Source organism: Acidilobus sp., from assembly GCF_049973875.1.
Classification (GTDB): domain Archaea; phylum Thermoproteota; class Thermoprotei_A; order Sulfolobales; family Acidilobaceae; genus Acidilobus.
The window spans coordinates 26,690-36,479 of the sequence record NZ_JBMFJI010000013.1; the positions used below are offsets into that span (position 1 = coordinate 26,690).

The window sequence follows — 9,790 nt, forward strand, 5'->3', positions numbered from 1 at the left end:
ATAAGGCAGGGCGCCTTACCTTGTCCTGAGCGCCCTCACCTTGTACCGCCTGGCCCCGAGCTCCTCAACTGTGGCCACCCCGAAGCCGCTCCTGTTTATGAGCTCTGCAGCTACGAAGGCGCACTCCTTTATGTCAACCTCGGCCTCTACCCACTCGCCCACGCTCAGCTTCCCGAACTCTCGGTAAAGAAGTATGGCGGGCTCCGGGCAGTCGAGGCCCCTGAGGTCGAGGACCTTTGACGCCCTGTCAGCTATGGCGGGTCACCTCACATGGTCGTGAAGTGGGCGTAGTTGCAGCCCGTCAGGTCCTCAACCTCTATGTTATCTATGTCGAAGTGGCTCTCCCTCAGCTGCTGTAGAAGCTCCTCTATGGACTTCTCCTGGCCCTGGGCCACTATCTCGACGCTGCCGTCAGGCATGTTCTTGGCGTAGCCGGTCAGCCCTAACATGGTGGCGTGCCTCCTCACGTAGGCCCTGAAGCCGACCCCCTGGACCACGCCGGTCACCCTGATCCTCTTGCAGGCCTCAGGCACCTCCCACACCCAGCTCAGAGAGTACGGCCTCATCGTATATATAATATGAGATATCCTTGGGCGCTATCACCTTCGGCGTCCCCTTGGCCACGACCTCACCTATTATTGACGGAGAGTAGCCCCTCGACCTCAGGTCCCTCACTATGTCGTCAGCCACCTGCTCGGGGGCTATTATTATGAAGCCCCCGTTGGTCCCGGCTGTGGCGTTCGGCATTATGAAGTGCTCCGTGGCGAACCTGGCTATATCCGGGAACAGCAGCGGGAACTGGTCTATCCTTATCATCGTCCTCGAGAGGTCCGCCAGCTCCTTGACAACGTAAATTCCAGGCCCAGTCACGTCCGTGGTCGCAGCTATGTGCTCGTCCGGGCTGTACTCCTCGTCGAAGGCGGGCAGGTACTTCTCGATAACCTCAGCCGCCGCCCTGTTGGGCGAGGATATTATGTTGACCGCCTGCTCCTTAAGCCTCTCCAGCTCGTCAAAGCTCATCCCCTCGGCCTCAAGCTCGTCAACGACGCTCTCGTCTATCGCCGCTGTGAGGTACGTGGTTATCGGCGCCAGCTCCCCCAGCGGCCTCGTGGCTATCACCTTCATGCCCGGCCTCACCCTGTCGTGGAACTGGGGCGGCTGCCTGTCGCTGTAGCCCATTACCGTGGCCCCCATGAGGAGCCTCCCCCTGCCGGGCCCCGGCACGTCGAGCACCTCGGCCCCTATGGACTTGGAGAACTCGCGGACGTTCTCCATTAGCCTCTCCTTGAGGTCCTGGCCAGGGGCGTTTATCACAGGCGCTACCATGAGGCCCCTGTGGACCCCTATTACAAACAGGTCGTTGAGCGCGTTCGACAGCGCCCCGGAGACCTGCCTTATGTCCAGGGGGTCCTGGGTAGGATCTATTATGTGCATGGTGTCGTTGTTTATCGCTATGAACTCGTCGCCCTTCCCCGACGAGACCAGGTCCGCGAGTATGAACTCGTCCTCCCTGAAGGGGGTCACTATTGAGTGCCCCTTGCCTATCCTTATGCGGGGCGCGCACTTAGCGAGCGACCTGTACGCGGGCTCCACGCTGGCCGCGAACTTCTCCGGGGACTCAGCGTTAAGCTGGTACGCCTGTATCAGCACGGCGGCCCTGGCCGGCCTTGAGAGCCTCCTGCTGGGCTCGAACTCGGCCCCCAGGGGTGCCACCACCCTGGCCATCTCCACGTCGTTATGGTCTCCGACTAACACGTCCGCGTCCTCCCTCTCGGCTATCTCTATGGAGTCGCCGAGCCTGGGCCTTAGGGACTTCATAGCGGGGTACACAACCCTGAGCAGGTCCACCTTGACCGAGCAGCCAGCGGCCAAGGACATGGGGTCTGCCCCCAGGGACCTGTAGTGGGCCGTCATCTGCCTTACCCTGCGAAGCCTCTCCTTAACTTCCTCGCTCACCATGGCCGTTCACGATAACATTCTCTAATAGAGAATTTAAGCCTTTTTTATAAAGAGAATTGCATGGCCTGTTAAAAGTCCTTAAGCCGCAGCGGCACGGCTGGGCTGGTGTAAGCTTGAGGCTGAGGCCCCTCGAGGAGCTGACGGCGGAGGAGGTGGGCCTGGAGGAGCTGCTGAACTCCATGAGGTCCATGCTGAGGTCCAACTCCGTGGCCTCCTCGCTCGCGGTGAAGGGAAACAGGGTAATTGACGGCGATGCCGACTACTGGGCCCTGAGGTGGCTCAGGTGCAGGCTGGCCCCCGTCAGCGAGGGCCTAAGGGAGGGCGGGCCAGTGCCGCTTGAGGCGCTGGGATTCTACGACAACGCAGTGTCTAATGAGTACAGGGCCTACAGGGACGTCATGGAGCTCCTCAGCAACGACAGGCCAACTCCCATGGTTATGCTGAGGGGGGACTGGGGGCCGGGCGTTAGGGTCTGGGCCAAGCTTGAGTGGTACAACCCGCTCAGCCTGAGCATAAAGGACAGGACGGCTCTCGGGGTGCTGACGGAGGCCCTCTCAAGGAACCCAAACGCCAGGAAGATCTTTGAGGTGTCCTCCTCCAACACCGGCATAGCCCTCGCCGCCCTCTCAGCCGCCCTGGGCCTGAGGGCCAGGATATACGTGCCTACCACGGCTGAGGACTTCGGCCCCTCCATGCTTAGGGTCCTCGGGGCCGAGGTCGTGGTGAGGGGCTCGTCAACAGTCGAGGCCCTCCCTTCGGCCATTGAGGAGGCCAGGGCTGAGGGCGCTATAATGCCCAACCAGTTTGAAAACATCGCCAATCCGCTCATGCACGTGGGGACGACCGCCAAGGAGATAGACCTCCAGGCTAACTTCCTGGGCCTCAAGCTCAGGGGCATATTCGTGACCCTCGGCACCCGCGGCCACTCCGCTGGCATAGCCTTTTACTTCAAGAACAGGAGGCCTGACGTCAAGGTCTTCGGCGTGCAGCCTGCCGAGGGAAGCATAATACCTGGCATCAGGAGGCAGGACCCCTCAAGGTGGTGGCCCATGGCCGAGAGGCCCGACGAAATCATCGACGTCACGGACTCTGAGGCCATAGACTCCGCAATAGCGGTCGCCAGGACCAACGGCCTCCTGTTCGGGATGAGCGGGGGCGCGGCCGTGGCGGCCCTGCTCAAGAAAGGCAAGCTTGAGGAGGGGGACTACGTATTAGTAGTCCCTGACCATGGCATTAAGTACTTAGATCGCTACCTATCAAGGCTGGGGAACGAAGGAGTTGTGGGAGGAGGCCATCAAGGTAGTCGATGACGCCGTTGAAGCTCTCAGGAGGCTCCCGCTTATAGTCCACCTCGACGGGGCTAAAAGCATAGCGGTACTCGGCGACGTCCACGGATATGATGACGTTGTAGATAGGTTTGAGCAGCTGGTGGACGAGTTCTCAGTGGACAAGGCCGTGATGCTAGGGGACTACGTCGACAGGGGGCCGAACAGCTCCCAGACAATAGTTAAGGTCCTCAGCCTCGCGAGCTCCGAGCCAAACAGGTTCATACCGCTGAGGGGCGACCACGAGGACCCCAGGATGAACGAGGGCTACGGGTTCTACGAGGAGGTTCTGTACATGCAGGCCACCGACCTATTCTCACACGTGGTGGAGGCATACCAGGATTTGCCCGTTGCCGCCGTTGGCCTTGGGGCCTTCCTAGTCCACGGCGGCGTACCGTGCGCTGACTGCGCGAGGCCTGACGTGCCGGTCTCGCTCAGCAGCGTTGAGCTGCAGTACTCAAGCATTAAGGGCACCAGTCGCTACCTTGAGCTTACTGACGACGTGCTATTCCAGATGCTTTGGAACGACCCGAACGGCGACGCGGAGTACTTCGAGCCCAACCCAAGGGGGCCCGGAATTTACTACTACGGAAGGCTGGCCTGGTCCTCGTTCCTCAGGGAGAACGGCCTGAACCTAATAATTAGGGGACACGAGGTCGTCGACGGGGCCTTCGCGATAAGGCGCGACGGCAAACCCATGGGGCCGCTCAGGTGCAACGAGTGGCGCTCGAGGCGTGAGGTCAGCGGCGGGGTGATAACGGTGTTCTCAAGCAGGTACCACGGGGGAAGGGCCGGGGCGCTTATAATTGACGACGATGATGGCCTCGTACTTAAGTGTCTGTGACGCCCGGCCTGAGGCTCCTGCCCTTCCATGAGATAGGCCTGAACCTCGCGCTGATAAAACCGTAGGCAACTAGGGCCCCTGCGAGCGGCGACGCGAGGAACCAGGGGCCCCTTATGCCCTCCAGCCTCTGGCCCATGACAGTGAACGCCGCCTGCGCCGCGTAGGTGATAGCGGGCCCGAGGGCCAGCAGGGGGTGGCCCAGCGCCGCCAGCGGGACCATCACAAGGGGCCAAACCATTAGGATCGTGACCCCCGCCGAGAAGGCCAGGTAGGACGGCAGGCTCATGACGTTGGCCACAGCGTATGAGACCCTCCTTATGAGGTTAACGAAGTCCCTTGCTGCGCCCCAGGACTCTACCAGCAGGCTCCCCCTGGCGTCGTACGGCCTCAGCCTGAAGCCCCTCTCCTTGAGCTTCACGGCCAAAGTCCTGTCCTCAACTATGGAGTCCCGCACCTGTGCCATGCCCCCTGACTCCCAGAAGGAGTATGGATCTATCGACCAGCAGCAGCCAAACATCATCGAATGCCTGTCGCTCGGGTTGAGGGCCCTGTCGAACCCGAAGAAGCCGTGAACTATTGACGTGAGGAGCGGCTGTGTGAACCTGCACAGCGACGTCCTGCAGACGAACCTCGGCTCAAAGGCCACCAGCTCCCCGGGCCTCACGGTGGAGGCCGCCGCTATCACTTTGCGGAGGTCACCCCTGACGTCGGCGTCAAGGAAGAGCATTGAGGAGCCCAGGCTGACACTGCTGGCACCCAGCTCCAGCGCGTAGGGCTTGGGGAGCCAGCCCGGCGGGGGGTCGCCCGTCCTGACAACCTTAAGCCTCACGCCTTTGAGCTCCTCCTCAGCCTTCCTGACAGTGCCGTCAGAGCTGCCGTCGTCAACTAGGATCACTTCCCTGAGCGGCTGCCACGAGAGGGACCTCATGAGTTCCCCTATCCTGCGCTCCTCGTTCCTTGCAGCCACAACTACTTCCACTGGCCTCCTAACCTCACCGTCCTCAAGCCTCCTTAGGAGGGAGTAGCTCCTCCTGAACTTGGCTATGCCGTAAACGTAGATCCCTGTAGTCGCTGCCGAGAACAGCCAGACCAAGAAGTAAAGGAGGTACTTCAGCGGCGTCATCACGACTCAGCCAGCCTTAGGAGCACTTCCCTCAGCTCCTGCGGGCTTGCCACGTAGTACCTCGCCTTGCTGGGGCCGTAGCCCACCTTGACAGTTATGGCCCCCTGGGGAAGCGACGCGAACAGGTCCTCATCGTCGCCCGAGTCCCCGGCCGCAAATATGAAGTCGTAGCTCCCCCTGGAGAGCCAGTTCAGCGCCGCCCTCGCCTTGGTGAGCTCCGCCAGCCTGACCTCTATGCTCATGGGCCCCCTGACCACCGCCAGGTTAGGGTGAACCGCTATGAACCTCGAGAGCAGGTCCATCAGCTCGTTAGACCTGGCCTCGCCGAGCTCGCTGGGCACGTTGCGGTAGTGCCAAACTATTGAGAAGTCCTTCTCCTCGACGTAGGAGCCAGGGGTCCTCTTGGTGAACGACGTGAATATCTTTGTCACCTCCTGCTTCCAGCTCAGGTCGCTCGCCGCCACCCCCTGGGACCACTTTCCGTCGATGTACAGCCAGCCGCCGTTCTCCGCAGCTATCTCAACGCCCTTGACGTCGCCCAGCATGGACTCTATCGAGGCCCTTGACCTGGTGGTCACTATAACCACCTTAGTTTTAGGCTTTGACGCCATCCTGGAGAGCAGCCCCTTGAGCTCCTCGTCAGGCCTGGCCATCCACGAGAACTGGGTGAGGGGCACGAGCGTCCCGTCATAGTCAAGGAAGAGTATCCTGTTCCTTGACGCTATGAAGGAGCTCACCACCATGGTGAGCTGCACGCCTGAAAGCCTCCTGGTCCTGGCCTCCTCTATTTCCGCCGCCTGGGTCTTCTTGAAGGACAGGAGCGTTGAGACAAAGTCGTACGACCATGCGTTGACGTCATAGCTCGAGACCCTGCTCTCGAGGGAGGCCATCCTGTTCTCGCGCTCATAGTCGCTCATGTCAAGGGCCCTCTTCAGCGCGTCGGCAACGCCATCGTAATCGTTGGGGTTCACAACTATGGCCTCCACCAGGTCGCTAGACGCGCCCGCCCCCTCGCTAATTATTAGGACGCCGTTGTGGCCGACGTTGGAGGCAATATACTCCTTCGCCACAAGGTTCATGCCGTCCCTGAGGGGCGTTATGAGGGCCACGTCGGCGAGCCTGTACAAGGCCAGCAGCTCGTCCTCGGGTATGAACCTCCTTATGTAAATGACTGGGGTCCACTCCAGCGTCGAGAACTGGCCGTTTATCTCGCTCACAAGCTCGTTTATCTCCCTCTTCAGCCTGGCGTACTCCTCGACCCTCTCCCTTGAGGGGGAGACCACGAAGATGTAAGACACCTTGCCGCGGTACTCGGGGTACCTCTCAAGGAACCTCTTGAAGGCCCTGAGCCTCTCGGGCAGGCCCTTCGTGTAGTCAAGCCTGTCTATTGAGAATATTACCTTGACGTCGCCCAGCTTCTTCCTCAGCTCGTTGTACTTAGCCGTCACGGCCTCGCCCATGGCCGCCGCCCTGATGCCCCCGAAGTCTATTCCCATCGGAAAGACGTCGACCTTAACGCTCCTCTCGCCGTACTTCAGCTCGCCGAGGTAGTGCTCTATGCCGAGGAGCCTCCTGACGCTCTCAAGGAAGTAGTTCATGTAATCGTACGTGTGGAAGCCTATGAGGTCAGCCCCGAGGAGCCCCCTTATTATGTCCTCCCTCCAGGGCAGCTGCCTGAAGACCTCAAACGAGGGGAACGGGATGTGGAGGAAGAACCCTATAGGAACGTCATCCCCCAGCCTCTCCCTCAGCAGCGAGGGGAGCAGCATCAGGTGGTAGTCGTGAACCCATATTACGTCGCCCCTCCTGTACGCTTGAATAACGACGTCAGCGAACTTCCTGTTGACCTCCACGTACCACCTCCAGTGGTCCTCATCGTAGCTCGCCCTCTCGACGAAGTAGTGGAAGAGGGGCCATATGGTGCTGTTGCAGAACCCCTCGTAGTACCCCTCTATCTCCTTGGAGTTAAGCCAGACCGGGACCACGCCCCTGAGCCTGAGGGTCTTGCTTATAGAGTCCCTGAGGTTACCCGCTGCCTCCTCGCTGATGCCTGGCCAGCCCACCCATGTGGCCAGGCCGCCCTCCAGGAGCGGCCTCATGCCGGTGGCCAGGCCCCCCGTGCTCGGCACTAGGCTCACCTGGTCCCTCTGGTCTACCTTTACCGTGAACGGGAGCCTGTTGGATACCAGCAGCAGCCTTGACGTGCCCAGCAGGTAAGATATGTTGCTTGACACCTTAGCTCTCCTTGGCTCTCAAGGAGGCTAAGAGGCATATATTTTCAAGCAGGCCTAGGTATACAGGTGCAAAGTTTGGAGGTCGACGAGTCCCTCGAGAAGGCCGCAAGGTTTACAGACATAAACGCCGTGGTCACCATTAATGAGAGGGCTGAGGCCGAGGCCAACGCGGTGGCCAGGAGGGGCCTGACGCCCATCCCAATAGTCATCAAGGACATAGTATACACCAAGGGCCTCAGGACCACCATGGGCTCAAGGGTGTTCAAGGACTACGTGCCCAGGGAGGACGCGGCCGTAGTCGTCAGGCTGCGCAGGGCGGGCTTTGTGGTCATAGGCAAAAGCAACACCCACGAGTTCGCCTCGGGGGCTACCACTACGTCGTCCGTCTTCGGGCCCACCAGGAACCCCCTTGACAAGGACAGGATAGCCGGCGGGAGCAGCGGGGGCAGCGCCGCTGCCGTGGCGGCCGGCATAGTTGAGGTTGCCATAGGCACCGACACGGCGGGCTCCGTGAGGATCCCGGCCTCCCTCTGCGGGGTCTTCGGCTTCAGGCCAACCTCGGGCTCAACTCCCAAGGCCGGGGTCTTCCCGCTCGCCCCCACTTTTGACGAGGTCGGGGTCATAGCGTCAAACCTTGACGTTCTAAGGAGGGCCCTTCAGGCCATAATGGTCAGGAGGAGGAGGGCCAGGCCGGTCCAGGGACAGCCAAGGCTTGCCGTGCCGAGGGGGCTCCTGGTCGCTGACAGGGGGGTCTCTAGGGCCTTCTGGGACCTGGCGGCGAGGCTGAACGCCGCTGAGGTTGACCTCCCCATAGCTAGGGCCAGGGGCAGGGAGTCGTTCACAGTGATAAGGCTCTCCGAGGCCTCCAGCGTGCACCTGCCCTTCAGGGACAGGTGGCAGGAGTACTTCCCGGACGTCAGGAGGCTCCTCGAGAGGGGGCTGGAGTTCAAGGCAACTGACTACGCCACCGCGCTGGAGGTTATGAGGAGGGTCAAGGATGAGTTCGCGTCCGTCATGAGGAACTTTGACGCAATGATACTGCCGTCAACTACAATACCGGCGCCGCGGATAGATGAGGTGCTGGGCAAGGAGGACGGGCCCGTCAGGGACCTGCTGACGGGCAACTCGTGGCTTGCCCCATTCGTTGGGGCGCCTGCCATATCAGTGCCCATGTTTAAGGTCGATGGGCTGCCAGTAGGCCTTCAACTTATAGGGAGGCCTGGGGAGGACCTGGAGCTCCTTGAGTTGGCCGAGCGCATACTGAGCCTCTAAAATTATAAAAAGAAAAGGAAAGGGATATGAGGGCGGGTCTTGGCTAAAAGGAGCTAATGACCAGTGACCAGTTCATGGACAGGGCTCTGGGTAGATCGCCGTGGCGTTGGCGTACTCGGACGGGTAGAGCAGGTTGACCGTTGTCGTGCCGTTGGGCCAGACGAAGACCTGGGCAGGTATCGGGTTCTCACCAACCTGCATCCCGTTCGAGGTCACGTTGAATATGCCGTCTATCGCCATCACCTTGCCGCTTATGTCGCTGAGCACCGCCTGCTTGAGCGCGGCCCTTATCTTTGAGGCCAGGCCCTCAAGCTCGTCGACGCTCAGGCCTGCCCCTATCTCATCAATAAGAAGGTACCTGGGCCTGGCGGCCAGGGCCCTGGCAAAGTCTAGGAGCTTCTGCTGCTCGGCGTTGAGCTCCGAGGCCAGCCTATCCGCCATGTCATAAATGCCCACGTACTTAAGCGCCTCCACTGCAGCGCTTATTGCCTCCTCCCCCTTTAAGGCCAGCGGCGTAGATAGACGACACCATGACGTTCTCCAGCACCGTGAGGTTCGGGTATGGCTTAGGTATCTGGTAAGTCCTAGCTATGCCAAGCCTGGCCCTCTTGTGCGATGGCATCTTGACTATGCACCTGCCGTCAAGCCTTATCCTTCCCTCGTCTGGGGCCAGGGCCCCCGTCACAAGGTTGACAAACGTAGTCTTGCCTGCGCCGTTAGGGCCTATGAGGGCCTTCACCTCGCCCTTCTCTATGCTCATGCTGAAGTGGTCAACTGCAATCAGCTTGCCGAAGCTCTTCACCAGCGACTCAGCCTCTAGCAACCCTTCTTCCCCGCGCCTTGTGTAGGGTTTTCTGGTAGGAAAGAAATATGTGTAACCCCGACCCAGGTATTAGTTTCCGTTTGTCCCTGCGCTCTCGCACCAATCATTTTACGCCCACTCATGATCGAGCGCAGGGACTTAGCCCTCAGCCGCCCGCCAGGCCCGGCGGCAGGCGGGTCATGGGGCTCCTTCAAGCCCAACGGCACGGGG

10 protein-coding genes are annotated in these 9,790 nt (G+C 60.6%); 3 read left to right on the plus strand and 7 right to left on the minus strand.

Annotated elements, in window-relative coordinates; translation table 11 throughout:
* Positions 1 to 15 precede the first annotated feature (15 nt).
* The 3 genes from ACP5H1_RS05745 to ACP5H1_RS05755 form a co-directional block, all read right to left on the minus strand.
* Positions 16 to 162, minus strand: a complete 147-nt coding sequence (locus ACP5H1_RS05745; RefSeq protein ID WP_427972806.1) for a hypothetical protein — start codon at positions 160 to 162, stop codon at positions 16 to 18.
* A gap of 104 nt (positions 163 to 266) precedes the next feature.
* Entirely contained in the window at positions 267 to 542 is a 276-nt protein-coding gene (locus tag ACP5H1_RS05750; RefSeq protein WP_427972809.1) for an acylphosphatase, read from the minus strand.
* The gene (locus ACP5H1_RS05755) at positions 526 to 1,959 is read right to left on the minus strand and encodes a SelD-related putative sulfur metabolism protein (protein ID WP_427972811.1); all 1,434 of its coding nucleotides are present in this window, start codon (positions 1,957 to 1,959) and stop codon (positions 526 to 528) included. The genes ACP5H1_RS05750 and ACP5H1_RS05755 overlap by 17 nt, the downstream gene beginning before the upstream one ends.
* 113 nt (positions 1,960 to 2,072) lie before the next feature.
* Between ACP5H1_RS05755 and ACP5H1_RS05760 the strand changes: the two genes are divergently transcribed.
* On the plus strand, positions 2,073 to 3,269 hold the full coding sequence (locus ACP5H1_RS05760) for a pyridoxal-phosphate dependent enzyme (protein ID WP_427972814.1): 1,197 nt from the start codon (positions 2,073 to 2,075) through the stop codon (positions 3,267 to 3,269).
* Entirely contained in the window at positions 3,238 to 4,128 is an 891-nt protein-coding gene (locus ACP5H1_RS05765) for a metallophosphoesterase (RefSeq protein WP_427972816.1), read from the plus strand. The genes ACP5H1_RS05760 and ACP5H1_RS05765 overlap by 32 nt, the downstream gene beginning before the upstream one ends.
* Here the strand turns inward: ACP5H1_RS05765 and ACP5H1_RS05770 are convergent.
* Together ACP5H1_RS05770 and ACP5H1_RS05775 are read right to left on the minus strand one after the other, a co-directional pair.
* On the minus strand, positions 4,115 to 5,251 hold the full coding sequence (locus ACP5H1_RS05770; RefSeq protein ID WP_427972836.1) for a glycosyltransferase family 2 protein: 1,137 nt from the start codon (positions 5,249 to 5,251) through the stop codon (positions 4,115 to 4,117). The two genes, ACP5H1_RS05765 and ACP5H1_RS05770, sit on opposite strands and share 14 nt — an antisense overlap.
* Entirely contained in the window at positions 5,251 to 7,485 is a 2,235-nt protein-coding gene (locus tag ACP5H1_RS05775) for a bifunctional alpha,alpha-trehalose-phosphate synthase (UDP-forming)/trehalose-phosphatase (protein ID WP_427972819.1), read from the minus strand. Before ACP5H1_RS05775 ends, ACP5H1_RS05770 begins: the two co-directional genes overlap by 1 nt.
* Positions 7,486 to 7,551: 66 nt before the next feature.
* Between ACP5H1_RS05775 and ACP5H1_RS05780 the strand changes: the two genes are divergently transcribed.
* A complete protein-coding gene (locus tag ACP5H1_RS05780) occupies positions 7,552 to 8,757 on the plus strand; it encodes an amidase (protein WP_427972822.1) in 1,206 nt (401 codons plus the stop codon).
* Positions 8,758 to 8,829: 72 nt separating this feature from the next.
* Here ACP5H1_RS05780 and ACP5H1_RS05785 read toward each other — a convergent pair whose 3' ends face one another.
* Positions 8,830 to 9,231: a hypothetical protein gene (locus ACP5H1_RS05785; RefSeq protein ID WP_427972824.1), complete on the minus strand. Its 402-nt coding sequence runs from the start codon at positions 9,229 to 9,231 to the stop codon at positions 8,830 to 8,832.
* A complete protein-coding gene (locus ACP5H1_RS05790) occupies positions 9,218 to 9,580 on the minus strand; it encodes an ATP-binding cassette domain-containing protein (protein ID WP_427972827.1) in 363 nt (120 codons plus the stop codon). The genes ACP5H1_RS05785 and ACP5H1_RS05790 overlap by 14 nt, the downstream gene beginning before the upstream one ends.
* Positions 9,581 to 9,790 lie beyond the last annotated feature (210 nt).